Origin of the sequence: Conexibacter sp. W3-3-2, from assembly GCF_009707605.1 — a bacterium.
Classification (GTDB): Bacteria; Actinomycetota; Thermoleophilia; order Solirubrobacterales; family Solirubrobacteraceae; genus Paraconexibacter; species Paraconexibacter algicola.
Window position 1 is genome coordinate 81,403 of record NZ_WLYW01000002.1, and the last position, 23,829, is coordinate 105,231.

Annotated in this window: 22 protein-coding genes; 1 reads left to right on the forward strand and 21 read right to left on the reverse strand. The window is 73.7% G+C overall.

Features of this window, described 5'->3' with window-relative positions; all coding sequences use genetic code 11:
* Window positions 1–57: 57 nt before the first annotated feature.
* The 20 genes from GKE82_RS23645 to GKE82_RS23740 all read right to left on the reverse strand — a co-directional run bounded on the left by GKE82_RS23645 (window position 58) and on the right by GKE82_RS23740 (window position 17,020).
* Window positions 58–480: a hypothetical protein gene (locus tag GKE82_RS23645; protein ID WP_154735403.1), complete on the reverse strand. Its 423-nt coding sequence runs from the start codon at window positions 478–480 to the stop codon at window positions 58–60.
* A gap of 18 nt (window positions 481–498) precedes the next feature.
* Window positions 499–1,476 (reverse strand): hypothetical protein, encoded by a 978-nt coding sequence (locus tag GKE82_RS23650; RefSeq protein ID WP_154735404.1) that lies wholly within the window; start codon window positions 1,474–1,476, stop codon window positions 499–501.
* Entirely contained in the window at window positions 1,473–3,866 is a 2,394-nt protein-coding gene (locus GKE82_RS23655; protein WP_154735405.1) for an ATP-dependent helicase, read from the reverse strand. Before GKE82_RS23655 ends, GKE82_RS23650 begins: the two co-directional genes overlap by 4 nt.
* A 202-nt stretch (window positions 3,867–4,068) precedes the next feature.
* A complete protein-coding gene (locus GKE82_RS23660; protein WP_154735406.1) occupies window positions 4,069–5,292 on the reverse strand; it encodes a hypothetical protein in 1,224 nt (407 codons plus the stop codon).
* A 65-nt stretch (window positions 5,293–5,357) separates the two neighbouring features.
* On the reverse strand, window positions 5,358–5,921 hold the full coding sequence (locus tag GKE82_RS23665) for a hypothetical protein (protein ID WP_154735407.1): 564 nt from the start codon (window positions 5,919–5,921) through the stop codon (window positions 5,358–5,360).
* Between the two features lie 49 nt (window positions 5,922–5,970).
* A complete protein-coding gene (locus GKE82_RS23670) occupies window positions 5,971–6,534 on the reverse strand; it encodes a hypothetical protein (RefSeq protein WP_154735408.1) in 564 nt (187 codons plus the stop codon).
* Window positions 6,535–6,609: 75 nt separating this feature from the next.
* Complete coding sequence (locus tag GKE82_RS23675) at window positions 6,610–7,014, reverse strand: hypothetical protein (RefSeq protein WP_154735409.1); 405 nt, start codon at window positions 7,012–7,014, stop codon at window positions 6,610–6,612.
* A 103-nt stretch (window positions 7,015–7,117) separates the two neighbouring features.
* Window positions 7,118–7,777, reverse strand: a complete 660-nt coding sequence (locus GKE82_RS23680; RefSeq protein ID WP_154735410.1) for a hypothetical protein — start codon at window positions 7,775–7,777, stop codon at window positions 7,118–7,120.
* A 68-nt stretch (window positions 7,778–7,845) separates the two neighbouring features.
* Window positions 7,846–8,439, reverse strand: a complete 594-nt coding sequence (locus GKE82_RS23685; protein WP_154735411.1) for a hypothetical protein — start codon at window positions 8,437–8,439, stop codon at window positions 7,846–7,848.
* Window positions 8,436–9,338 carry a hypothetical protein gene (locus GKE82_RS23690; protein ID WP_154735412.1) on the reverse strand — a complete coding sequence of 301 codons (903 nt, stop codon included), beginning with the start codon at window positions 9,336–9,338 and terminating at the stop codon, window positions 8,436–8,438. Before GKE82_RS23690 ends, GKE82_RS23685 begins: the two co-directional genes overlap by 4 nt.
* 137 nt (window positions 9,339–9,475) lie before the next feature.
* A complete protein-coding gene (locus GKE82_RS23695; protein ID WP_154735413.1) occupies window positions 9,476–11,263 on the reverse strand; it encodes a hypothetical protein in 1,788 nt (595 codons plus the stop codon).
* 231 nt (window positions 11,264–11,494) lie between these two features.
* Window positions 11,495–11,749 (reverse strand): hypothetical protein, encoded by a 255-nt coding sequence (locus tag GKE82_RS23700; RefSeq protein WP_154735414.1) that lies wholly within the window; start codon window positions 11,747–11,749, stop codon window positions 11,495–11,497.
* The gene (locus GKE82_RS23705; RefSeq protein ID WP_154735415.1) at window positions 11,746–12,006 is read right to left on the reverse strand and encodes a hypothetical protein; all 261 of its coding nucleotides are present in this window, start codon (window positions 12,004–12,006) and stop codon (window positions 11,746–11,748) included. Before GKE82_RS23705 ends, GKE82_RS23700 begins: the two co-directional genes overlap by 4 nt.
* A gap of 155 nt (window positions 12,007–12,161) precedes the next feature.
* Window positions 12,162–12,437: a hypothetical protein gene (locus tag GKE82_RS23710; protein ID WP_154735416.1), complete on the reverse strand. Its 276-nt coding sequence runs from the start codon at window positions 12,435–12,437 to the stop codon at window positions 12,162–12,164.
* A gap of 838 nt (window positions 12,438–13,275) precedes the next feature.
* Window positions 13,276–13,566 (reverse strand): hypothetical protein, encoded by a 291-nt coding sequence (locus GKE82_RS23715; RefSeq protein WP_154735417.1) that lies wholly within the window; start codon window positions 13,564–13,566, stop codon window positions 13,276–13,278.
* A 59-nt stretch (window positions 13,567–13,625) separates the two neighbouring features.
* Window positions 13,626–14,012, reverse strand: a complete 387-nt coding sequence (locus GKE82_RS23720; protein WP_154735418.1) for a hypothetical protein — start codon at window positions 14,010–14,012, stop codon at window positions 13,626–13,628.
* A gap of 298 nt (window positions 14,013–14,310) precedes the next feature.
* Complete coding sequence (locus GKE82_RS23725) at window positions 14,311–14,634, reverse strand: hypothetical protein (RefSeq protein ID WP_154735419.1); 324 nt, start codon at window positions 14,632–14,634, stop codon at window positions 14,311–14,313.
* Window positions 14,631–15,089, reverse strand: coding sequence for a hypothetical protein (locus GKE82_RS23730; protein WP_154735420.1), 459 nt, complete (start codon window positions 15,087–15,089; stop codon window positions 14,631–14,633). Before GKE82_RS23730 ends, GKE82_RS23725 begins: the two co-directional genes overlap by 4 nt.
* Window positions 15,086–15,289, reverse strand: coding sequence for a hypothetical protein (locus GKE82_RS23735; protein WP_154735421.1), 204 nt, complete (start codon window positions 15,287–15,289; stop codon window positions 15,086–15,088). Before GKE82_RS23735 ends, GKE82_RS23730 begins: the two co-directional genes overlap by 4 nt.
* A 111-nt stretch (window positions 15,290–15,400) precedes the next feature.
* The gene (locus GKE82_RS23740) at window positions 15,401–17,020 is read right to left on the reverse strand and encodes a hypothetical protein (RefSeq protein WP_154735422.1); all 1,620 of its coding nucleotides are present in this window, start codon (window positions 17,018–17,020) and stop codon (window positions 15,401–15,403) included.
* A gap of 2,279 nt (window positions 17,021–19,299) precedes the next feature.
* Between GKE82_RS23740 and GKE82_RS23745 the strand changes: the two genes are divergently transcribed.
* Window positions 19,300–19,461, forward strand: coding sequence for a hypothetical protein (locus tag GKE82_RS23745; protein ID WP_154735423.1), 162 nt, complete (start codon window positions 19,300–19,302; stop codon window positions 19,459–19,461).
* 677 nt (window positions 19,462–20,138) lie between these two features.
* Here the strand turns inward: GKE82_RS23745 and GKE82_RS23750 are convergent.
* Complete coding sequence (locus GKE82_RS23750; protein WP_154735424.1) at window positions 20,139–23,699, reverse strand: type IV secretory system conjugative DNA transfer family protein; 3,561 nt, start codon at window positions 23,697–23,699, stop codon at window positions 20,139–20,141.
* Between the last annotated feature and the right edge of the window lie 130 nt (window positions 23,700–23,829).

The following is a 23,829-nucleotide window of genomic DNA, read 5'->3' on the forward strand; positions in this document are numbered from 1 at the left end:
CCGGGCTGTCGGTCTGGGTGGGCAGTTCGGTCTGGGCGGCGGTGCGTGCGGTCGGGGTCATGCGGTCAGCTCCTGGGCGAGGTCGGTGGTGGCGGGCAGCGGCTGGTTGCGGGCGTGCAGGGCGGCCATGGGCAGGGCGTGGGCGCGCCAGAAGGTCTGCGTGTCGGGGCTCTGGGCGTGCAGGGCGTGCAGCTGCGTGCCGGTGATCTGGGCGCAGGCCAGCACGTGCAGGGCGTCGCAGACGGTGTGCAGCTGGCGGTCGGTGAGCGCGGTCCAGGGGGCGTCGGGCCGCGTGCGGGTGAGCAGGCGGCCGTGCTGGTCGGCGCCGCACTGGGCGTTGAGGGTCAGCGCGGCGGCGAGGGTCTGCTGTGCGGGGGTGTACTGCAGCTCCTGGGCGAGCTGCTCGAGCAGCCGCTGCAGCTGCTGGCGGGTCGCCGGGGTCGCGGGCCGGGTGGGGTCGCGGGTCGTGGTGGTGGTCATGCGGGGGCTCCTGCGGGGCTAGATGAGGTCACGGGCGACGGGCATGTCGCGCACCAGGCCGCTGATGCCGTGCGGCTTGCCCGCCGCGGCGGTGGCCGCGGCGGGGTGGGCGGGGGTGGCGGTGTGGTGCTCGGGGTCGGTGGGCGGGCCGTGCGGGACGGGGACGGGGCCGGCGGTGTCGGCGGGGGTCGGGGCGGCCGCGTCCTCGACGTCGATGACGCAGGCGCGGGTGGCGGGGCCGCCGTGGGTGAGCGGGTCGCCCAGGTCGGCGCGCACGTGCGGCAGGCGCGTCCACTGCAGGTACTGCTCGTGGAGGTGCTCGCCGCAGCTTGTGGGGAGGTGCAGCTGCCGCTCGCCGCCGTCGCGCACCTCGGTGCGCAGCTCGTAGGGGCCGGTGCCGACGGGCAGGATCACCGGCGGGAAGCTGGTGAACAGGTAGCGGCCGATCTCCAGCAGGTTGGCGGCGCGCTTGAGCGCGTCGCTGAGGGCGGCCTTGATGTCGGGGCCGAAGCCGACGTCCTGGACCTCCCAGGGGGTCGGCGGGCCGCCCTCGAGGACCGGCAGGGTGATGGTGATGCGGCAGTGGGCGTGCGGGGCGCCCAGCAGCGCGCCGTTGAACTCGCGCGAGCGGGTGCTGCGCAGCATGCTGAGCCACTCCGGGGGCAGCGGGCCGCGCTCGATGCGGTAGTTGCCGGGGCAGATCGCGTTGAGGCGCGCGGTGACGGCGCGGGCGGTGATGTAGGGGACCACGACGCCGCCGGGCTGGCCGTCGTCGGTGCGGGTCTCGCGGAAGACGCGCCAGTGGACCTCGCCGGGCCCGAAGGGGCGGCGGGCGTGGGCCAGCACGTCGGACAGCAGGCGGGCGGGCAGCGCGTTGGACGGCAGCACGGGCCCCACCACCGCAACCGGGTCCGGGGCGGGGGCGGGGTCGGGGGCCGGGCTGGCGGCCGTCGAGCTCGTCGTGGTGGTGGGGTCGTGGGCGGGGACGGTGGTCATGGGGTCTCCACGGTGGTCGGGGTCGTTGACGGAGCGCTGAGGTCCAGGCCGGCGTGCAGCGGCACGCCGATCTCGCGCAGGAAGCTGCTGGCGCCGCCGGTGCGGCGGGTGGTGGTCGCGCCGCCGGGCTTGGTGGTCCGGGTGGTCTCGGAGCTGGTGATGAGGACCCGGTCCTTGGCGCGGGTGAGGCCGACGAACATCACGCGCCGCTCCTCGTCGAGGTTGCCCTCGCGGACGCTGCTGGCCAGCGGCAGCATGTCCTTGGTGGCGCCGGCGACGATGACCAGCGAGGCCTCGGCGCCCTTGACGGCGTGGATCGAGTCCAGCCGCACGACGTCGTTGTCGGGGCGGTGGGCCAGCTCGTCGTCCAGGCGGCTGGTGAACTCCCGCAGCGACCCGCCGGGTCGCACCTCGCGGTAGGTCCACGCGACGCTGAGGATGTCGTTGAGCCGGGTGTGGTCCTCGCTGCTGCGTGCGCGGGTGCGGATGCCCAGCTGCGGGGTGTCGATGAGCGCCTTGACGACCTGCGGGACGGCGTGCGCGGTGCTGGGCAGTGCGAGGGTCTGGGTGAGCAGCTCCCCGATCTGCTGGGCGTTGCGGCGGGTGCCGGGCGTCTGGTTCTCGGCGTGCCCGAGCGCGAGGATGGCGGCGGTGGTGGTGGTGCGCTGGGTCATCGCCGCGTCGGTGATGTCCTGGGCGATGCTGTGGCGGTCGTGGCGGTGCTTGTTGGTGAGCACCAGGCCGATCAGCAGGGCGTTGAGCCAGCGGGGGTCGTGCGGGTCGGTCAGGGCGCCGAGCAGCGCGACGAGGCCGCGGGCCATCGCGGTCTGGGAGAGGCGCTGGGTGCGCTTGGCCTCGTAGGGGACGCCGTGGGCTTGCAGGCCGTCGGCGATGAGCTGCATCGTGCGGGTGCGGATCCGGGAGAGCACGAGGATCTCGCCGGGCGGGGTGCCGCTGTCCACGGCGTGGGCGATCTCGCGGCAGACGAAGTCGGCCTCTTCCTCGTCGGACCCGAACAGGTAGGCGTGCAGGTGCCCGCTGCCGTTGGCGACGGCGACGGGGTTGCGCGGTGCGCGGCCGGTCTGGTGGCGCATCAGGCGCTCGCCGGCCTGGACGATCGCGTTGGCGCTGCGGAAGTTGTGCGTCATCTCGATCGTGGTGAGCGGCTTGCCGGCCTGCTGGCAGATCTCGCCGAAGACGCGGCTGAAGAGGTCGGGGTCGGCGCCCTGGAAGCCGAAGATCGCCTGGTCGGTGTCGCCGACCATCGACAGGCACAGCTCGGGGCCGGCGAGGCGGATGAGCAGCCGCAGCTGCTCGACGGAGAGGTCCTGGGCCTCGTCGGTGAGGACGTGCACCGGGTGGGGGTCCTCGGGGTGCAGCAGGCGGACCTGGCTGCGGTCGGCGTCGATGATCGCGCTGGCGGCGGCGATGACCTCGTCGAGGTCCAGCACGTTGAGGCGGCGCTGGACCTGCCGGTAGCCGCGGTAGACGAGCGCCACGACGGTGTCGGTGCGGGTCTGGGCGTTGGCCAGGGCCTCGTCGGGCCCCAGGCCCTGGCGACGGACCTCGGCGACCTGCCGGTAGGCGCTCTGGGGGGTCAGCGGGTCGCTGAGTTCCTGGTTGAGCTCGGCGATCGCGGGGTGCTCCAGCACGGCGGCGATGAACCGCAGCGGGCTGTAGGCGTCCTCCTCGCCGTGGTCGTGCTCCTGGTGGCTGATGATCGCCACGCCGGGGCGCAGCCCGATCGTCTCGGGGTGCTCGATCACGATCTCGCGCGCGAGCGCGTGCAGCGTGGTGACCTTGAGGTTGGCGGCGGCCTCGCGGGCGCGGCCGTGGCCGACCAGCGGCTCGAGCTGCTGGTGCAGGCGGCCGCGGATCTCCAGGGTGGCGGCACGGGCGAAGGTGGCGACGATCAGCTTCTCGATCGGCACCCCGGCCAGCAGCAGCCAGCCGATGCGCCGCACGAGCACGTGGGTCTTGCCGGAGCCCGGGCCGGCGGTGACCGCCAGCGGTCCGCTGTCGTGGCGCACGACGCGCTGCTGGGCGTCGGTGAGGCCGGCCAGCAGGGCGGGTCCGGCGTCCTGGCGGTAGTCGGTGATCGTCAGGGCCTGGGCGACGACGGCGTCCAGGTCGATGTCGCCGAAGGTGACGAGGTCGGTCAGGCCTCCGGTGAGGGGCTGGCCGAGCTCGTGGTCGGCCGGGCCGGCGATGACCAGGTCGGCCCACAGGGCCGCGTAGTCCTCGGGGGTCTGGGGGTCGTCGGGGTGGTGCGCGGCCAGCCGCGCTTCGGTGTCGGGGTCGTAGTGCAGCTCGACGCCGTCCGGCAGCTGCCGGTCGATGGCGGGCTCGCCCACGATGGTGGGGTCGCTGAGCTCGTCGAGGTCGGCCATGCGGGGCCTGCCCTCCTGTGTTGGTGGTGGTGTGCGCGCAACGCGCCAGCGCACCCGGCCCCCGGTCCTCCCGGGGGCGCTCGTGCGGGCGCGTGGCGGGCGCTGGTGCGGGTGCGGCGAACCGCCCCTCCCCCGTGCTGGTGGTGGGAGCGGTCGGTGTGGCGTTTCGCGTGGCGGCCGCGGCGGCGGTCGCGGTCGCGGGTTAGGTGAGGCCGCGGGGCTCGTCCAGCGTGGGGAACAGCCGGGCGTAGGTGGCCCAGAGCTGGCGGGCGGCGACCTTGAAGGTCTCGCCGCGCAGGGCGGTGCCCCAGACGCTGAGTCCGGCGGCCATGGCGGCGGCGTCGACGATGCCTCCGCCGGCGCCGCAGCTGTAGCAGTGCCAGCCCTCCCCCGGTCCGGGGAAGACCTGGCAGGAGGGGTGGCGGTCGTCGTGGGCGGGGTTGGGGCAGCAGACCTTGCCGCCGGGGTTGACGTCCAGGCGCAGGAGGTCGCGGAAGTACGTCGGCGGCGCGATGTCGCGCTTGAGCGTCTCCAGCCAGTCCTCGCCGTCGGCGCGTCGCACACGGGCCTGCGGGGCGGGCACGACCGTCTTCTCCCAGCGGCTGGCGTGGTCGGCGGGCGCGTCGGGCATGCCGGCGACCACGTCGGTCACCGGGACGCCGGGGCGGTGCAGGTCGCAGAAGACGATGCGGCTGAACGCGCCGGTCTTCCAGTTGGGGCTGCCGGGGATCCGCATCACGCGGGTGCGGTCGCGGGCGACGATGTCCCCGCCGAAGCGGTGGATCAGCCGCAGGTTCATCCGCTCGATCCAGTGGATCTCGGTCGTGGACCCGTCGGGCTGATGGACCGTCTCGAGGGCGGGCAGCGGCGCGTCGAGCTTCCAGTAGGCGTGGATGCCGCCGCTGCCGCCGGACTCCACGACCATGTGCGGCGGGCAGGGCAGTCGGCCCATGTCCTCCACGCGGCCGGGTTCGTCGACGTCCAGCCACAGCATGCTGGACCGCTCGCAGGTCTTCTTGGTGCCGCCGGGCGCGGTGCGCTCGGTGACCCCGGCGAAGATCTCCTCGCGACGGACGGTCATCGCGGTGTGCAGGCGCCGCATGATCGGCTCCTGCCACGCGAGCGTGCCGACGGGCAGGTACCAGTCGGCGAACTTGCGGGTGTAGATGTCCAGGGCGAGCTTGCCCTTGTCGTTGGGGACGGTGGCGCGGCGGCCGGCGGCGAGCTCGACGAGCCCGTCGTGGTCACCGTGCAGCAGCGTCAGCCAGCAGAGCGCGTGGACGTGGGCGGGCTGGGGGCCGCGCAGGATCTCGCCGCTGGGCAGCCGCAGGTCCATCGGCAGCTGCGGGAAGCAGAGCTTGCGGGTGTCGGGCCAGGTGAGCCCGACGCAGATCCGGTCCAGCTCCGAGATGGTGCTGGCGGTCATCGGTCATCACCTCCGTGAGACGAGGTGCGCCCACCCTCGGGGGTGGGCGCCGGGTCACAGGCCGGCTAGAAGAGCAGCTGGACGAGGTCCTCGTCCAGTGCCACGAGCGGGCCGGGCTGCCGGTCGGTCGGTGCGGGGACCGCCTCGATGCGCACGAAGCCGGCCTCCGAGACGGTCACGGTGAGGTCGTGGTCACCGGCGAGCAGAGGGTCCTCGTCGATCGCGGCGGGCTCGGTGACGTCCAGGCCCCGGGCGAGGCTGAGCACCTGGGCGGGGACGTGAACCTGGGGCCAGTGCGCGGAGCGGGGGCTGGGCTCGCCGGCGGCGATCCCCTCCAAGGCCTCCAGGTAGTCGCGGGCGACCGAGCTGGCCATCTGCTCGAGCTCGCTGGCGATGACGGTGGTGCCGTGGTCGCAGTCCTCGGGGCCGTAGACGACGACGCAGCGGGCCTCGTTGACGGGCCGGGTGTAGAGGTCGTCCTCGGCGGCGTCGGCGATCAGCCACTGGCCGTCAGCGGTCTGGGTCTGGAACACGACGCGACGCTGGCGGCGCCCGTCGACGGTGTCGGTGTAGCTGCCCAGGAGCTCGGTGCCGGGGATCTTCAGCTCCTTGGCGGTGGTGGCGTTCATGGTGATCAGGTCCTTTGGGTGCGGTCGTGTGTGGTCGGTGGCAGGTGGGCTAGAGCCCGAAGTCGCTGAGCATCTGGCCGGTGTAGGAGCTCAGGCCCTCGGCGAGCCGCAGCGCCCGCTCGTAGGGGATGCCGCTGTCGGGGTCGCCGTCGAGCAGCCGCTTGACGGTGGTGTGGTCGGCCAGGCCGCTGGCGCGCGCCAGCGCGCACGCGGTGACGGGCTCATCGCCCTCCTGCAGCGCCTGCCAGGCCTGCTGGAAGGGGGCCCGGCGCACGGTCTCCAGTGCGGCGCGCGCGGCCTGCAGCTCGGCGTAGCGGCTGGACTCGTTGATGAGTCGGGCGGCTTCGCGCTGGTCCAGGCCGAAGCTGGAGGTGAAGTCCTCCAGGTCCATGTCGCAGAGGTCGACGAACGCGTCGTAGCGGTCGAGCAGCTCGAGGTGGTACCGGCGGTCCTCGCAGACCGGGCAGAAGCCGCGCCGGGTGTGGGCCACGCAGCAGGGCCGCCGCCGGCGCCCGGCGGAGGGCTCCGGGCTGACGACCACCCAGGTGCGGCCGGGGGCGACGGGGGCGACGGCGTACGGGGTGCTCGGCGCGGTCTCGGTCAGCGTGCTCATGACGTGCTGAGAGGGACCGCGGGCGCGGGTGGGGCGCAACTTTTTGCCCCACCCGCAATGCTGGCGCGTGAACGCTCAGGTGGGGGACATCTGCCAGCAGGTCGGCGGTGCCTCGCGGAAGCCGAGCATGCCCAGCAGGTCGCCGCGCACCGCGAACGCGGTGCGGGCCGAGGGCCGTCCGTCGGGGTGGCAGCGATCCTCCAGCGCGTCGAGCAGCATCAGCATCGGCGTGCGCTGCACGTTCCACTCGGTGACCGTGGAGGCGCTGTTGAGTCCCTCGACGGTGGTGAGCACGATGCCCGGGTCCTCGAGGATCTCGCTGAGCAGCTGCATGACCTCGGGGATGCTGGTCTGGATCTGGACCGGTGCGCCGCCGTTGCTGCGTTCGAAGCGGTCCGAGAGCTGCTCGTAGGTCGGGCAGCCGAAGGACACCGGGGTCGACGGCATCGGCGCGGTCCTGGGCGGGGAGGTGGCAGGCATGGCGTCATGGTGCACCCGGCCTGTGGCGGTCGCGGCGGATCGCGGGGACCGGCCTCTCCCCCACCCCGCGGCCATCAGCCGCCGGGACTCGAGCTGCGCGGGCCTAGCGGCCGGGGCAGTGCGAGGTGCTGCCGGCGCAGTCGAACGGCTTCTCCACGACGATCTCGGTGTCGTCGTTCGGCCGGTAGCGGAAGCTGCCCAGGATGTCGTAGTCGCCGTCGACCTCGTCGCCGGGGTCGGTGGCGGTCTGCACGCAGAACGAGGCCCGCTCGGACGGCCGCTCGGGGGCGCACACCGTGACGACGCCCGAGCGCACCCCGTCCAGGACGTAGGGGTCGGCGAGGCGCGCTCGGGGGAACTTCGCCGTGTAGGCGTCGAAGGCCCGGCGTGCCTCGTCGTAGGCCCGGTGGTGCGGCTGCAGATAGGCGCCGGCGGCGATGAGCAGCAGCGGGACGCCCCCGAGAAGCACGAACGTCCTGGCCCTCGTCGGGGCCTTGGACTCCGACCAGACCGACAAGCCCGCGTACACCGTGGCGAGCACTGGGATGGCGGCGAGCAGCTCGATCCATCGCCCGCTGTAGGCCGAGTCGCCGCTAAGCGGCGAGACCCAGATGGCGACGATCAGCAGCGAGACCGCGCCCGAGGCGAGAAGGCGGGCCATCGACCGCACCCGGGTCTCCGCACCCCGGTACCAGGCGACCTCCTCGCGCAGCTCGGCGAGTTCGTACTCCCGCTGACGTTCCTGCGCGCGGTCGGACTCCATCGGCTGCGGGAGCCTAGAACAGGCCATGCCGTCCGGCAACGCCCTCGGGAAGTGCGAGGGGCCGGGGGCTAGTAGGAGGCGCGGGTGACGGTGCTGCCGAGCTCGCTGGCGAGCGCGTAGACGTCCTCGAGGGAGACGCTCTTGGTCTCGCCGCGGTTGTTGAAGGCCAGCGCCCAGCCGCTGACGTAGCGGTGCTTCTCGTGGCCGGACTCCATGGCCACCATGACCTCGCCGTCCAGCAGGAACGGGGCGACGAGCGCGACGAGGTCGAACTCGAGCTCCTCGTCGTTCTCGTCGAAGCTGTCGTAGGCGACGCTGGGCCAGCCGCCGCCGTCGCTGTCGTCGAGGATGGCGACGGTGTCCGGGGCGTCCGGGCGGCGCACGAGCTTGACGTCGAAGGGCTCCAACGCGCGGGTGAGCGCGTCGGCGTCGGTGACGCGGACGTAGTTGGTGCGGGCGATGCCGTAGTAGTTGGCCATCGGTGCGGCTCCTTGGGGTGTGGTGGTGGGCTTGGGCACGAGGGCGCGGAGGTCCTCTGGGCTGCGCGTGATGGCGCGGCAGGCGGCCTCACGCGCGTCGCGTCGCGCGCCGTGCAGGCGGGCGGCGAGGGCCTGGGCGACGGTGCGGCTGGTGACCGCGCGGCCAGGCGTGGGGGCGCTCATGGGCCGGCGGGGTCCGGGGGCGCCGCCGGCTGGGGCACGGCCAGGGCCTGCAGGTCGACCACGACGGGGGCGTCGAGCAGGCGGCTGGCCGGTCCGTCGTCGGGCCCGGCCACCACGGGGGCGGGGGCGGGCGAGACGATCAGCGGCTCGGTCACCGCGGGCTGGGGCGCGGCCGGGGCGGCCGCGTCGAGGACCATGACCGGCGCGTCGGCCGGCGGCGGCGTCGGGGTGGCGAGCACGACGGGCTCGGGGGCACCGACCATCGTGACCAGCGCGGCGGGCCGCTGGCCCTCCGGGTCCGGCGCGCGCTCGAGCTCCTGGACCGCTGCCGCGTCGGGGATGTCGGCCGCGTCGGGGGTGTCGGGGGTGTCGGGGGTATCGGCCGCGTCGGGGGTGTCGGGGGTGTTGGGCGCGGTGGGGGTGTCGGAGGGGGCCTGGTCGGTGGCCGGCTCGTCGTGGGCGGCGTGCTCGTGGTCGGGGTCTTGGGCGGCCAGGAGCTCCAGCGTGCCCTCGAGGTCCTCGATCGTCTGGGGCGCCACGTGGGCGAGGCGGTCGATCGCGGCGGCCCGGGTCGCGGGCCCGGGCAGCGACCGGCGCAGCCAGGCCAGGTCCCCCAGGACGGTGGGGTCGATCGGGCGGCAGAGCGCACTGCTGCGCATCCGCGCCTCCTGTCCGATCCCGCCGGTCAGCGTGGCGGCCGCGTCGCGCAGCTGCTGGGCCACCGTGGCCTGCAGCTCCGCCAGGGCCGCCTGGGCGATCGCCTCCGGCTCGGCGGTCCCCGTGGCGATCAGCGCCAGCGCCCGGTGCGCGACGCGCAGCCGCGCCGGGGACCCGGTGCTGGCCAGGTCGTTGAGGGTCACCCGCAGCGGCTGCCGCGGACGACGGTTCTGAGATCCCATCGAGGGCTCCCATCCTTTCGTTGGTTGGAGAAACGAAGAGAGCGGAGCGCGCCGACTCGGCACGCCCCGCTCTCGCACAACACCTGCTGCAACCCGCACCCCCCACGCCACGCGGCACGGGCGGCGGGCTGCGGTCCCTAGCGCACGAACCGCACGCCCGGCGCGACCCGGTAGCGCACCGACATCCGCGCCACGACCCGGCTGCTGGACAGGTCCGGCCGGTACACGAACGTGATCGTCCGCGGCCGGTAGTTCACCGGGTTGAACCAGGTGAACGCCCCGTTGGTGCGGGTCGTCGAGCCGGACTTGAACCGACGGCCGTTGGCGTCGGTGCTGGTCAGCTCGACCTTCGCCCGCGACGCGCGAACCCAGAAGCGGCCCTGCTTGCACAGCAGCGTGCCGCGCAGGCGATAGCGGCGCAGGTTCGGCGAGGCCACGGTGTCGGGCAGCGTCACCGTGCGCACCGACCGCCCGGCCCGGGTCAGGACCCGCAGCCGGCCGCTGGCGTCCCGCCCGCGCACCGACTGATCCAGCCACACCCGCAGCCGTGCCTGCTGGCACGCCGGACCGTTGGGCTGCCCCTGCGAGGGCACCGTCACCGGGCCCGGGGCGGTGCTCTGCACCGGGCCGGGGTTGCGCTCGTCCCCGTCACCGGGCACGTACACGTTCAGCGCGTTACGGCAGCCCGGGTCGGCGCTGTCGGCCAGGCCATCGCCGTCATCGTCCTGCCCGTTGCTGCACGCCGGGTCCGGGGACTCCTTGCCCCCAGGCACGTAGGTGGCCGGGTTGCCCGGGTCACCGTCGCTGTGGCAGGCCGGATCCGCGGTGTCGACGCGACCGTCGCGGTCGTTGTCCTGCCCGTCGGCGCACTCGGGGTCCGGGGACTCCGCCCGGCCCGGGTCGTAGGAGCCGGGGTTGGCCGGGTTGCCGTCGGTGTGGCACGCCGGGTCCGCGGTGTCGACCCGACCGTCGCCGTCGTTGTCGACCCCGTCGCGGCAGGGCGGCGCGTTGCGAACGGTGACCGACCGCGCAGCCGCCAGCGGCGTGCGCTGCCCGGCCGCATCGACGGCGAACACCGAGACGGTGTGCGTCCCGTCGGCGATCGTCGTGGTGTCCAGCGACACGGTCGCCCCGTCGCGTGCCGTGAGGCACGGCACACCGGTGCGGTAGTCGCGCGTGCTGTCGGAGCTCGTGAGCTCCTGGCAGCTGGCCACGCCCGGGCTCAGCGGCTGGCGGGCGTGATCGACGCCGTCGACGACGACGACGCTCTCCAGCAGACCGGTACCGACGTCGGCACCGTCGTAGCTGGCGCGCACGGTGCCGCTCAGGACCGCGTCCTGCAGCAGCGACCCCGCCGCGTTCTGCACCGTCGGCGCCGCCGGGTCCTCGAGGGTGATCCGCATCCACGGGACCTCGGCGGCGACGATGTTCTGGCAGCGGTCAAACCCGTCCAGCGCGCAGCCCGCGGTGAACCGCACGCTGCTGGTCGACAGGCCCGGGAACTCGACCTCGCCGCTGACGTCCCCGGTGGCCGCACCGGGTTCGCGCAGCTCCAGCGTGGAGGCGTGCGTCTGCAGCGTGTAGCGGCCGAACGCCGCGCCGCTGCCCGCGGCCCCGGACAGCCCGAAGGTCTGCCGGCGCATCCGCAGCGCCGTGATGGTGGTGTCGGCGGGCGCGGTGTAGCGCCAGACGCCGGCGCTTCCGCCGACCGCGTCGGGCCGGGTGGTCTCCGCGCGCAGGCGGCCCTGCGCGGAGTCGCAGCCACCGTTCACCAACGTCGCGGTCGCGTCGTCGAAGGCCTCCGGCGTCAGGCCGCTGGGGGTGCCCAGCGGCGTCGTGGTCCCGGCGATGTGGCAGAGGTGAACGTTGACCGGAGCGGCCTGCGTTGCCGGGGCTGCGGCGGCCAGCGTCATGCCGGCGGCCAACAGCGATAGGGGAAAGCGAGATCTCATGCGCGGCAGGGCAGCAGACGCCTGTGCACGAGCCGCGCACTCCCCTCTCTGACTGGTCCTGTCGGCCCGCTGCCCGCTGGATACGTCAGGGATCCCTGCTACGTTCCGCCGCGCCTCCGGTGTTCAAGGTTCGCCATGGGGCCCAAGCCCTCGAGCGCGCCAACGCTCGGGGGCTTATTTTCTGGATTCGCTGATCTATTGCGCTCAGGTCGCAAGGACGCCGGCGAACAGCTCCGCGCCCGGAGCGTCGGCGCGACCGACCTGCCACCCGCCCCCTGCGGGGTGGGCGTACACCAGCCGCACCTCCAGGTGCGACAGCGGGATGCCGTGCTGGCGGCTGTACGCGCGCGCGGCCTCCGTCGCGAAGTGCCGTCCGCTGGCGCGGTACAGGGCCGCCCCGGTGCGCGGGCACCGACAGACGGCCGTCCGCAGCTCCAGGCGCGCCTGCGACCGGCTCATCGGCGGGCCCGACAGAGATCCTCGGCGGCCGCCGCCGCGCCGACGATCAGCGCGGGCACCCCGAGAACCATGCCGACCACGGGCACGGACCGCCACAGCGGCCAGAGCAGCCCGAACTCGGGCTGCCCGATCAGCAACGCCACGCCGGCGAGCGCGGGCAGGGTGACGGTGAGGATCAGGGCGCCGATCAGGGCGTTCTCGCTGAGCCGCACCAGGCGGCGATCGGCCAGGCGGCCGAGGGAGATCAGGATGTGCATGAAGGAGGGTCCCTTTCGGAATCGGTGAACGGGCCCGGCGCGCGATCCCCCGCCATCGCGCGGGTGCGCACCGTGGCGGTCAGGGGTCAGCGCTGCGCCCGCGCGCGGGCGCAGGCAGCGACGCCCGCTCAAGGGGGCGGCGCGAGGGGGCGGCGCTAGGTGCGCGGGGCGGCGTGCAGGACGGCGCGGCTGGCGGGGTCCTGCAGCGAGGTGATCGCCCAGCCGCCGCGGCGGTCCGGGCGGGCCCAGACCAGGCGCACGCGGACGTCCTGGCGGGGGACCTGGGAGATGCGGGCGAAGTGCCGGCGGCTGCGGGTGCGACCGACGCTCGTGGCGTAGATCGCCCCGCCGCAGGCGGTGCGGCCCAAGGGCTGTGCGGCGGGCCGCGCCGCGATCGAGCGGGGCGGCCTGGCCGGGGTGGTGGTGGTCAAGCGATGGCCTCCCTTCAGGTGGCCTGGCCTCACGGTCAGGTGAGGCGGTGGATCTTTCGGCACTGCCGTGCCCGAGTCGGTGACGAACCGATCGTCAGCCCGCCGGCGATAGGCGGGGAGATCCAAGGGGTGGATCTGTGGCACGCCCTCGAGCGGGCGCGCCACGGTTGCCGGCCAGGCCGGCCCGGCACGGCGCTGGGTCCTCGGTGCCCTGCGGCACCACGGCGAACACGGGAGCTCGGCAGCAGTCCTCCGATCAGGCGGGAGCACCCGGCGTGAGGGTCGTGCACCGTCGTGGGGCGCGGCGCCCGCGGCTGCCGTGACGCCCGCTGGGGCCTGGCGAGGGGAGCGCGGCGCGCAGCGCATGCACGCCCGGACCCGGGGTGAGCGGCGCGCATGTGGGGGCGTTGGCGCGCGCGGCGTGTCGGCGGGGGCTGCCATGCCCTCCCCCAGCCACCCTCCCCCTGTCGGGGGCGTCCCGGGTACCGGCGGTGACCCCCTCGGGAACGTGCTGCGTTGGTCGCTTGAGGTCCCCCGGTGAGGCTGGTGGGGACTCGCGTGTTCGCCTGGCGGCTCCTGAGCGACGCAAGGAGCCTGCCGGTGACCTCGGTGCGCCCGCGGGTTGGGGCGCTGGTCACGGAGTGGCGTGGCCCGACGCTCGGCCCACCGCGGACTCCTCTCCCCCGTGTGTGGACGTCCGGGGCTGCGCTGCCGCCGTGGGCAGCGCAGTCCGGGACGCCCGCACGGCGGGGGTGGTGGAGCGGTGGGGAAGCATCGACAGCCCCGCGCCGGCCCCTGGCAGGTGGCCGGCGCGGTACGTCGTGGGCGTGGCGCTCGGTCAGTCCGTGAGGACCGCGGTGAGCGCGGCGCGTCCCTGCGGGCTGCGCGCGAGCCTGGCGCAGGCGCGCAGCCAAGCCGCCATCTCCGGGCGGCCCTGGTTGCGGGCCTGCAAGCTGACGGCGCGCAGCGGGATCTCGTGCCGCAACGCCGCGCGCGCGATCTGCCGCGGACGGCCGACCAGCACGGTGCCCTCGACGGTCAGGGTCTCACGGCCGCCCATCAGGTCGCTCGCGGCCCGGATCCGCGCGGCGAGCTCCTGCGGGGTCTGCCCGTCAGGCTGTGCGAGCACGCCCAGGGCGTGCTGCCTGGTGGCACGTCGTGCCGAGCGCGACCGCGTCGCAGCGGTGCTCACGCGGCCTCCAGCGCCGCGGCGGCCGCGTCGTGGCCGATCTGGTCGAGCTCGTCGACGACCGCGAACAGCGGGTGCAGGTTCGGGCGCCCGTTGGGGCACTCCTTGCGCACGGTCGCCCAGATGGCATCCGCGGCGAGGGCGGCCTGCGCCAGGCGGAACTGCGCGTCGGTGATCGGCGCCGTCAACGCGTCCAGGATGTACGCGACGGAGTGGCCGCGGCGGGCCAGGTGGATCGCCAGCCGCGCGTCGCGCTGGGCGCGGCGCTCCTGCTGGGTGCGGTGCCGGGCGGTGCGGGCCTGCCGCTCGCGGCGGGCCAGGCGGTGGGGCTCGGGGCGCGGCTGCGGCCCGTCGACGGTGGCGATGTCGGTGATGGCGATGGTCATGGTGGTGCCTTTCGTGTGGTGGCCGAGGCCACGCCGTGCCGGGGCTCAGCCAGCGTCGAGCTGCTCGAGCGCGCCCGCACGCGTCTCCAGGGCGCCACCGTGCACCGCGGCACGCCGGCTCTCGGGCCGGCGACGCGGAGGCGGTGAGGCGGCTGGAGTGCGCGTGCGGGTCACGACGCGTGCGCTGGTGGGCGCGCGCGAGCGGGTCGTCGCGTGGCTGGCCCGCGGTCCGCCGTGGCGGTGGCCGGGGTTGGGTGTCGGGGTGGAGCGCTCGAGCCCGGTGGGCTTGGGCGTCCGGTCAGGGCTGGTCGTGCAGTCGTCGAGCGAGCTGCTGGACCGTGCGGTCGTGGTCGGTGACCACGACCCCCGTCCGCAGGTAGCGGTCGGAGACCGTCGGACCGTCGGGCCCGGGGTCGTTGCTGTTCACCGGCGCGGGCAGGTAGTGCAGCGGCGGTGCGTGCAGGAGGCCCTGAAGGGTCTCCAGCGCCTGGTCGTGGGGCGTGCGCGGCCGACCGTCGATCAGGTACTCGTCGCTGATCTCGTCGCGGCTGCGGTTGCCTCTCGCGCGCAGGGTGTGTGCGGTGGCCGCCAGCAGCTGGCGGACCAGGTCGGGCAGGGTCATCGTCGGCTGCGGGCGGCGCGTCGGCGCCGGGCGCTCGCCGAGGCCTCGTTCCAGAGGTCCGGTCGGGCGCAGAGCAGCCGCCGCTCGGCCAGGTCGAAGGCACTGAGGTGCTGGCCGGCGAAGGCCCGCGGGTCCTTCGGGCCGATCGCCCAGATGGCGACCTGCTCGATGTCGGCGTCGAGCTCGGCGATGATCCGGAACCGTGGGCCATGCGGCCGCTGGCCCATCGTCGGGCGCCGCGAGCGGTGCTGCGGGTCGAGGTCGAACTTGACCTCGAGCATCCCCGCCAGGGCAGGGAAGGTCTGGCCGATGAGCTGCTTGTCGTGGTCTCCGCGCGCGAGGTGGACCACCGCGATCTTCGCGCGGTCGGTCAGCCCCTCACGGGAGAGGTCGGCGGGCAGCCGGCCGATGTCCCCGGCCGTGTCGGCCGTGGCCCACTGCAGGCCGTAGCTCACGGCCGGGTGCGGCGGTAGCGGCGGGTGATGTGCTGGTCCTCCAGCAGGTCGCCGCGGGCGTGCTGCCGGCGGGCGGTGCGGAAGTCCTCCGGCGTGCCGGTCACGACCGTCGGCTCGTGCAGCCGGGTCTGGTCGGGGTCGGTCGGCTCGCTGCCGTCCTGCCAGTCGATCGTGAAGCCCAGGCGCTCGGACATGGTCATGGTGGTGCTCCTTCTGGTTTCGGTCCCGAGAACAAGAAAGGCCCCCCGCGTCCGGGACCGGGACGCGGGGGGCCTGTGGGTGAGGCGGTGGGTGCTACAGGTCAGCGGGTGCTACTTGGTGCGGGTCAACGTGACCCGCTGGGCGACCCGGTACCGGATCGTGCGGCTGGCCGCGATCGCGGACTTGGCGAGGTCGTGGCGGAACACGAACTTCGCGCTGCCCGTCTTCTGCGTGACCGGGTTGAACCAGGTGAACAGGCCGCCCGGGCGGGTGGTGGCACCGGTCTTGATCCGCGTCACGCCGTCGCGGCGGCTCTTCATCTCGACCCGCAGGCCCGCGCGGGCGCCGACGCGGCGACCGTTTCGCACGCACGTGAGCTTGCCCCGCAGACGGAACCGGCGGAGGTTCGCCGAGGTCGTCTTGGAGGGCAGGGTCACGGTGGTGCGGCCGTGCCGGGTCAGCACGACCCAGCGGCCCGTCGGGGTGCGACCCTGGACGGTCTGGTCAAGCCAGACGGTCAGCCGCGGCGAGGCGCACTCCTGCAGCGCGAGGTCGCGGGAGTTCTGCGGGGTCGTGGCGGGCACCACCAGCGGCCCGGTCGGGGTCACGATCTCCTCGGGGGTCGCGGTCGTCGGGGCCTGCGGGGCCGTGGGCGTCGTCGGGGTCGGGGTCGGGGTCGGGGTCGGGGTGGTGGGCCGGGGGACGGTGATGGTCCCGCTGCTCAGCGACCCGGTGTTGCCGGCGGCGTCCTGGGCCTCGGCCACCCACGTGTGGGTGCCGGGGTCCAGCGGCCCGGTGTTCAGCGTGACGCGCTGCTCCAGCGGGCACGGCGCCGCGGTGCGGTAGTCGCCGCGGGTCGTCTCCGGGACCTGGTCGGCGCACTCGCCGGCCGGGACGGTGGCGTCGACCACGCTGCCGTTGACGGTCAGCGTGATCCGGCTGATGCCGGAGCCCTGGTCGGTGACCGGCAGGGTCAGCGTGCCGGTCTGCCCGCGGGTGACCGGGCCGGTCGCGGTGCCCCCGAGCACCGGGCTGGTGGGGTCGTCCATGACGGCGATCGCCCACGGGACGCTGACGCGCGCGGTCGCCGCGGCCCGCGGCCCGGACTTGTCCATCGCGTACCCCATCGTGAAGGCGAGGTCGCCCGCGGGCGCGGTGATGGTGCGGTCGGTGTCGCGGTCGCCCAGCCGGGCGTCCAGGGTCTCGACCGCGGACCCGCCGGCGGTGACCGTGAGCCGGGCGTAGGACCCGGCGGTCATGCCGGTGGTGCTGCGGCGGGCCTCCCAGCCCTGCAGCGTCACGCCGGGGGCGGTCGGGGCCACGAAGGTGACCCGCCCGGCGCTGGACGGGGTGCTGTTGGTCGGGAACGCCGCGGTCGCGGTGCCCGCGCTCGAGGTCGTGCACTGGAGGTTGGTGCTCCCCTCCCCCGTGCTGCTGGTGGTGATGCCGGTGGTGCCGGCGAGCTGGCAGCGGTGGACCTGGTAGGTCGCCGCCTGGGCGGTCTCGGGGGTGGTCGCGCCCGCGTTCAGGGCGCCGATCACGAGGACGGCGGTGATGCCGACCGTGCGCTGCTTCGCGGCGCGGGCCTGCTTGCGCTGGCGGGCGCGCTGCTTGTCGGTCTGCCGGGTCTCGCGGCAGTCCTCGTTGCGCATCGGGCGGACCTTGCGGTCCGTGCGCGTCACCGTGATGTCGGTGTCGGGCGCGGTGGTGGTGGTGTACGTCGTGGCCATGGGGCACCTTCCTTTCGGGAAGGTCGGGGAGGCGCGTCCGTACCCCGCATGGCGTGGGGTACCCTCCAATGGAATGAGTGGTGACCGTGGACGCGTCCCGGTCACGGTGGTTGGGCGGTGCGAGCGCTCCGTCCGCTCTCCTCGTAGTGGCGCGCGGCTACGCGTCTGAGGGGTTCGGTTGGGTGCTCGTGCCGCCCACTGCGTTTCGGAGCTGCCGCTCCCGTGACGTGGCACCGAGGTGCCGGTCAGCTGGCGTGTGCCAGTCGTCAGCGCGCCGGCGTCAGGCGCGGACGCCCCCGGGCCTGGTCCGGTGCGTGGCCGCCGGGATGGCGGGGTGCACGGGACGGGCCGGGGTCGGGTTGGGCTCGGAGGCGATGCCGGTTGGTCCCATCGTGGGCGTCGCGATCCGGGCGGTTGGTGATGGCGGTGTCGTGCCGCAGCGAAGTCGGCGCTGCGTGCGTGACGGTGTGGGGCGCCGCGGGAGGCCTTCCGGTGTTCGTGGAAGCGGTCTCTCGGGGCGGGCTGACGGTGGTGTTCCGGTGGGACGTCGCTCGGTCAGCTTGCGGGCGTCGATCCGGTCGAGGTGGTGGTGCCTGTTCAGCGGCTGTGCACGCCCTTGGGCGTAGGTCAGCCGGGACCCCACAGCTGGTGCTGTGCGGGGGGTGTTCTGCGGGGTGTCACCGCAGAGGGGCATTCGGTAGCCAGCGTTGTCGCCGCTGGCGTTTCCACCGGATGCTCCGCTCCCCGTGTCGCGTCCCCATGGGTGGGGACCGTCGTCGGGGACCGCGTCCGTTCTCAGCTGCGCCCGGTGAGGAAGCCGTCCTCGGGGGGCGTGGCACCGAGAGTCTCGAGTCTCTCGTTGGGTCTGAGCGGTACTGGACGCGTCGCACGGCCTCGATTGCTGGAGGCTGCGGCGGTCGCACGGGTCTTGCGCCGTTCAGGGAGCCGGGTGCGGCCGGGGGTCCCTGCGGTACGCGCTCCGTCTCAGGAGTTCGGGTACCGGGTCCTGCTGGTTCCGTGTCCAGGGCATCGGTCGGTCGTGACTTGTGCCTCCCAGTGGTGGGCGTCCCCCACGGGACGTTCCCCGGGTTTCCCGGGGTGAGGCGTGACCGGTTGATGGTGGAGGTCGGTGTCCCTTCTGCGTTGACCCGATCGCATACGCGACGCGTCGGCAGCTTGCCGGGTCTGAGGAACGTGCCCGCCCGGGGTTGCCGGGGGGCGGGATCCCGAGGTGGATCCCTTGGCCTGGCGCGCGTTTGCGCCGTGCGGCCGTGGTGGTCTGGACCGGCCGTGTCCCCGAGGGGCGTCCGGGCCGCCGGGAGGCGGGTCCGGTCGTCCCTGGGGTGGTCGGTCCGTTGGGGCTGCCCGGGATGTGCCGGGTGACCTCAGTCCGTTGTGCCCCGAGGTCGGCGGGAGGTTCGGTCCGCCGTCCTCGCCCTGCCAGGGGCGAGGACCTTCGCGATGCACCTCCGGCGATGCGGCGCCCTTGCTCTGTCGGTGCGCCCGGGTTGGGCGGCCGGCGTTCGAGGGGCCGTGCGGGATGGCCACGACGTCATCGTGGTCGCGACCCTCGCACCCCGGGTGCCGGTACAGGTGCCGGCGTTCGGGGTGGTCTGGGTCGGGTGCGGTGGTGAGCGTCGCGTGCGCTCGTGTGACAGGTGTCCGTCTGGACGTTGGCAGCGATGTACTCGGTCGCTGTTGGGGTGTGGCCCGCAGGCACAGTCCAGGTGGAGATGGCGAGATCGGGTGGACGACGAGCACGTACTGATTCGACCCGCAGGTGGTGTGTTCGTCGCTCCGCTTCACCGCCCAGTGCAGTGATCAGAGTCTCGCGTTCCTGTTCTCTCCGATGGGCGCTCAGGTCCGGGGTTCGAGGTGGTCTCGTGTCCCGGTGGCTGTGGCTTGCGCTGTGGAGAGCTATTCGATCCGACACCCTGGTTTTGGCCGCAGTTGTCCAGCCAGAAAGCTGGTCGTTTTGGTCCGCGGGCCGAGGGTTTGTGGCGCCTGGTGCGTGAGCGTGAGGCTATGTCGGCCGGAGTAGGCGTGTGCCGAATGTCCGGTCCCCGATTCGCTCCGGGGCAAAGCTGAAGCGTCGCTCGCAAGCGATGCATGTGTGAATAGGCCAGCGACTTTAGGGCGTGCGGCGGCGGGAAGCAAGCCCGCCGCCGGGGCCGGGGCCAGCGGCCTGCCGTGGCGGCCTTCCGCATGGGTGCGCCGGCGCGCCCTGCCGGTGCGTTGCGGCCGCTCTGGCGCCGTCTGCGGGCCCGGCGTGGTTCTCGGTGGCGCGAGCGCTTGCGGGCCGCCTGCGCGGCCTGGAGGCCCTCGCCTGGGCGCTCCTTGACGGCTGGCTGCTCCGGGGTGGGCGGCTGCACCAGGAGGAGGCGCTGCGAGCTCGCGGCATCGGGGAGCGGTCGGTAGCGGGGCAGGGCCGCGCGGCCTGAGCTCGGCCGTGAGCTCGCATGCGGGACCGAACCCCACCCGCTCTCTCGGCGTCCCGGAAGCTCTGGAGACGCGAAGGCCAGGCGGGGCGCAGGGCCATCGGATCTACGGGCTCCAGGTCGCGTGCGGTGCGAGGGGGCCTGGTGCTCGGGAGGCTGACGGGTGCAAGCCGGCGACGTGCCGACGTTCTGGCGTCTGGTGTCGAAGGTGGCGGTGAGCGGCTCGCGTGGCGGTGCAGTCGCGAAGGGCGCAGGCGGGCGACGGGTGTGGAGGAGCGCCGCAGGGTCAGCGGCGGTCGTGGAGCAGCTGTCGTTGCTGGTCTCCCCCTGGGGGTGGGTTCGGTCCCTAGTTATCTCCGCAGCGTCGATTCGTGCCTGAGCCCCCCGAGCACCAGTGTTCATGCGGGATCTCGCCCCCAGCACCCGCGCTCACGCACGACCCCACGCACGACCCCGCGCGAGGTCGTGCCTCAAAAAACCCAGCATTCATCAGGGCCCGGCACCCCCAAAACCCGAGCAACCCCGATTTCCCACGACACCCTCACTGTCGCGCTGACATGGCGTCCCAGTGGGGTGTGCGGGGCGTCGCGACGCGCGGGCCCCTGGCGCTCGTTGGCGGAGTCCGCGCGTGACGGTGGACGGTGGGCCGGCGGCGGCCGGGGAGCCCGACGGGGTCGGGCTCAGGCGTCCTGCGGGGATCGGGGCTCGCGCAGGAGCGCCGTCGGGGCCCAGAGCGACGGGATGGGTTCGAGCTCTGGGGAGTCGCGCATCGCCGGGGGCACCTGGGGCAGGCTGAACGACTTCAGCTCGCCGTTGAAGATGGCCTCCACGGTGGTGAAGCGCACGTGCGCGCGACCGTAGTAGCGGCGCACACCGGTGGAGGGATTGACCACGTGGATGGTCATCTCCTGGTCGGCGATGTTCATGAGGGTGGTCATCGCGCGGCGTGATTCGGCGACGATCAGGACGCGCGGGCAGACCTTCCACGGGCGCGGGCGGCGGGTCGCCTGCGGGTCGGTGAGCTGCTTCCACCAGGTGGAGAAGAAGACGTCGTAGTTCTGGAACTTCTCGCGGTTGTGCTTGCCGTTGCGGGAGCGGGCGCCGGTGCTGCGGTCGAACTCCACGAGCACGTCGAGGTCGATCGGGTCGCTGCCGGCCGGGGTGGCACGCAGGCCGAGGGTGAGGTCGGGGGCGATCGCGCGCAGCGGGCCGGTCAGTGGGGAGCGACTGGCGGCACCGTAGCTGGAGCGGACCGTCTCGTAGGTCGCCAGCGGGCCGCGCGGCGGCTCGAGCACACCGCGCGGGTCGCTGGGGGTCTCGATGACCTTCACCGACCCGGGGGGCAGCTGGCCCTTCGGAGCACGCGCGGCCTTGCTGGTCGCGCGGGACATGCGCCCGCCCCAGCCGAAGTGCTCGATGGCTTCGGTCATCCAGCCGGCGACGCCGAGCGTGTGCCAGAAGCCGCGGTTGGGCTCGTAGGGCGTGTACTCCTCGCGCGAGGTGATGGCCGTTGGGAGCGCGGTCTTGAGGGCGCGGAAGCCGGTCCGGGTGAGGGTGAATCCCTTCGCCGGGCCGTCGGCCAGCACCGGGAAGGTGTACCGCTGCACGTAGCCGGCGTTGAACAGCGCGCGCATGCGGTTGGCGGGAGCGTCCGGCTTGCGGCCGGGCCAGAAGACGACCTGGATCTGCTCCATCGTGAGGAACCGCAGGCGGTGCAACAGGAACAGGACGTCGACGTCGCGGTCGCCGAGCTGGACCGCGGTGGGGTCGGTCGGGGGCTGGTCGGCGACGACGAAGTCCCCGAGGGTCTCGCTGGCGCCGGTGGTGTAGGTGTCGGGCTGCAGTGCCATGTAGCGGCGCAGCTGGCGCGGGCTCAGGCGCACCAGCTCGCCCGATGTCGGGGCCAGGTCGTCGGGTTCGGGAAGGCGCGGCCGGTCCGCGTCGCTGTCTGCCTCGAGGCCTTCGATCACGATCTGCTGGAGATCCTCGGCCGGGGCGCTCACCGCAGGGACGGACGACGTGTGCGGCGACGGCGGGGGTGTCGTGGTTGCCTCGGGCGGCGAAATCGGTGCGTCGCCGGATGACGGCTCGGGGCCGTCGAGGATGTCGACCTCGGTGTAGGCGGGGGCAAACGGCGTTGTGGTCTCGGGCTCGACCGGCGTGGTCAGTGCGGTCACCTCGAGCTCGGCCGCGACCGGCTCCGGCGCCAGCGACCCGGGCGCGACCGGCTCGGGCGCGAGCGGCTCGGGCGCGAGCGGCTCGGGCGCGAGGGGCTCCGGGGCGGGCGCGGGCGGGGTGGTCGTGGCAGCGGGCCGGTCGAGGTCATCGAACGGTGAGCTCGCCGCGGGGACCTCGAAGGCGGCGGGGAGCTCGGCGTCGTGCGCGGGCAGCGGTGCCGCGGCGACGGAGTCCACCGGGTCCTCGGCGTCGGACGGGTCCGTGGGCACCCGGGGTTCGTGCGCGGCCACGTGTGCAGGGCCTGGCTCGGGCGCTGGTGGCAGCGGCACGAGGACCTCGGCCTGCTGGCTGGGGATCTGGGGGGCCGGTCCGAGATCGATGTCGTAGTCGAGTGGCGGGTCCTGCAACGGCTCGGTCGGTCCCGCCGCGGGGTCGATCGACGCGGGAGGCGTCGGTGGTGTCAGGACCGGGGGTGCCGACAGCGTGAGGTCCTCGCCGAGTGAGGTCGAGCTCGCATCTGCCGTAGGGGCGCTCGGAGACGGCGTCGCGCGCGCGTCCGGGGCCAGGACCAGCTCGGGATGCTGCAGCTCCAGTGCGCGGTCCTCGACGCTGTAGGGGTTGTGCGGCCGGAAGTCGGGAGCGATCGCGACGCCCTTGGCGATCTCCCTCACGTCGGCGACGAACTTGCCCTCCCCGGAGAGACTCTGCACGAGGGTGGCAGCCGTGCCGTCGTCCAGCGGCCGGTCGAGGTCCTCGTAGAGGTCCTCGTGGGTCTGGGCGGAGGCGTCGGTGGAGTACGGCAGGAACTTGGGATCCATGTACTGCGGGGCGTGGGCCACGGGGAAGCAGCCGTGGGCGCGCTGCATCGCCCGGTGGTAGCCGCCGTGGATCTGCGCGTTGTCCATGCGGAAGGTGCGCACGACGGCGACGGCGCTGCGCCCGCGCGGGGTCGGCGCGAACTTCAGGGCGTGGTGCTGGGCGAGCGTGAGGAGCGTCTCGGCACCGACGCGCATCTGCGCTCGGCTCTGCGGGTCGTTGCGCAGCTGCGTGGAGAGCGTCTGCATCGCGAACTTCGCGACCTTCTCGGCGTCCTCGATGCCGCCCAGGCGGAAGATGTACTTGGTCTGCAGCAGCTGCCACATGCCCTCGGCGATGACGTCCTCCTGGATCTGGCCCATGTACTGCCAGGCGGCCGTGACCTCCAGGCCGGCCTCGCGGTGCACGGCGAGCATGCGCGCGAAGTTCTCGGTGAAGAGCATGTGGGCCTCGTCGACGAAGAGGCACACCCGGGGGCGGGCGACCGCCAGGCGCGCGCGCCGCTCGTGCCAGCTCTCCCCCTCGATCGGCGCGAATCGGTCGCCGCGGGCGAGGTTCTGCTGCATGCTCATCGCGGCGTTGAGCATGCGCATGATCACGGTCAGGACGGTGAGGGCGGCGTTCTCGCCGACCGACTCGAGCCGGCCGTTGACGATGAGGATGTCGCGGCGGCGGATGATCTCCTCGAGGGAGATCTGGACGGGGTGCTGCAGGACCTTCTTGACCGCGGGGAGCAGGACGGCGGCGGCGAGCTTGTTGGACGGGGCGTCGAGCTTGTCGCGGAAGGAGCGCGAGTGGTCGACCTCGTCGGCCATGAGCGAGCCGAAGAAGACGTGCGCCTCGGTGAGGTGCGGGAAGTGCGCGAGCGAGTCGGCGACGGCCGAGCGCAGGTTGGTCATCGACGGCTGCAGGAGGTAGTAGAGCTCCTCCATCGTGGGGATCCGGTCCCCGTTGACCTTGGCGAAGGCCAGGACGCCGTAGGTTGCGAGCTTGAGGAACCGCGCGGAGCTCGCCTGCAGCGCGTCCTGCCCGTTGATGTCGCGCAGCATCTCAACGACGTTGTCGGCGATCGCGTCCCAAGAGTCGGTCATCAGCAGGGGCGACAGACCGAACTCGGGGTCTGCGAGGTCCAGGTACCAGACCCGCTTGCCGGTGACGCGTTCGATGCACTCCATCGCTCGGACGCTGACCTCGTTCTTGGGGTCGAGCACCACGAGCGCGGCGTTGGGGTCGGCGGAGTCGGCCATGATCCGCCGCAGCATCACGGCGGTCTTGCCGGAGCCCTGGGCGCCGAGGGAGCATCGTGCCGAGGCGCCGGTACTTGATGTCCTCGAGGACCAAGACGCTGTCCTCGGCTTCGGCGATCGGCAGGTTGCA

Bases quoted from the DNA above. Each gene is read 5' to 3' on its own strand.
- GKE82_RS23645 (WP_154735403.1), bottom strand. From the start codon at position 480: ATGACCACCACCACGACCCGCGACCCCACCCGGCCCGCGACCCCGGCG.
- GKE82_RS23650 (WP_154735404.1), bottom strand. From the start codon at position 1,476: ATGACCACCGTCCCCGCCCACGACCCCACCACCACGACGAGCTCGACG.
- GKE82_RS23655 (WP_154735405.1), bottom strand. From the start codon at position 3,866: ATGGCCGACCTCGACGAGCTCAGCGACCCCACCATCGTGGGCGAGCCC.
- GKE82_RS23660 (WP_154735406.1), bottom strand. From the start codon at position 5,292: ATGACCGCCAGCACCATCTCGGAGCTGGACCGGATCTGCGTCGGGCTC.
- GKE82_RS23665 (WP_154735407.1), bottom strand. From the start codon at position 5,921: ATGAACGCCACCACCGCCAAGGAGCTGAAGATCCCCGGCACCGAGCTC.
- GKE82_RS23670 (WP_154735408.1), bottom strand. From the start codon at position 6,534: ATGAGCACGCTGACCGAGACCGCGCCGAGCACCCCGTACGCCGTCGCC.
- GKE82_RS23675 (WP_154735409.1), bottom strand. From the start codon at position 7,014: ATGCCTGCCACCTCCCCGCCCAGGACCGCGCCGATGCCGTCGACCCCG.
- GKE82_RS23680 (WP_154735410.1), bottom strand. From the start codon at position 7,777: ATGGAGTCCGACCGCGCGCAGGAACGTCAGCGGGAGTACGAACTCGCC.
- GKE82_RS23685 (WP_154735411.1), bottom strand. From the start codon at position 8,439: ATGAGCGCCCCCACGCCTGGCCGCGCGGTCACCAGCCGCACCGTCGCC.
- GKE82_RS23690 (WP_154735412.1), bottom strand. From the start codon at position 9,338: ATGGGATCTCAGAACCGTCGTCCGCGGCAGCCGCTGCGGGTGACCCTC.
- GKE82_RS23700 (WP_154735414.1), bottom strand. From the start codon at position 11,749: ATGAGCCGGTCGCAGGCGCGCCTGGAGCTGCGGACGGCCGTCTGTCGG.
- GKE82_RS23705 (WP_154735415.1), bottom strand. From the start codon at position 12,006: ATGCACATCCTGATCTCCCTCGGCCGCCTGGCCGATCGCCGCCTGGTG.
- GKE82_RS23720 (WP_154735418.1), bottom strand. From the start codon at position 14,012: ATGACCATCGCCATCACCGACATCGCCACCGTCGACGGGCCGCAGCCG.
- GKE82_RS23725 (WP_154735419.1), bottom strand. From the start codon at position 14,634: ATGACCCTGCCCGACCTGGTCCGCCAGCTGCTGGCGGCCACCGCACAC.
- GKE82_RS23735 (WP_154735421.1), bottom strand. From the start codon at position 15,289: ATGACCATGTCCGAGCGCCTGGGCTTCACGATCGACTGGCAGGACGGC.
- GKE82_RS23740 (WP_154735422.1), bottom strand. From the start codon at position 17,020: ATGGCCACGACGTACACCACCACCACCGCGCCCGACACCGACATCACG.
- GKE82_RS23750 (WP_154735424.1), bottom strand. From the start codon at position 23,699: ATGGCCGACTCCGCCGACCCCAACGCCGCGCTCGTGGTGCTCGACCCC.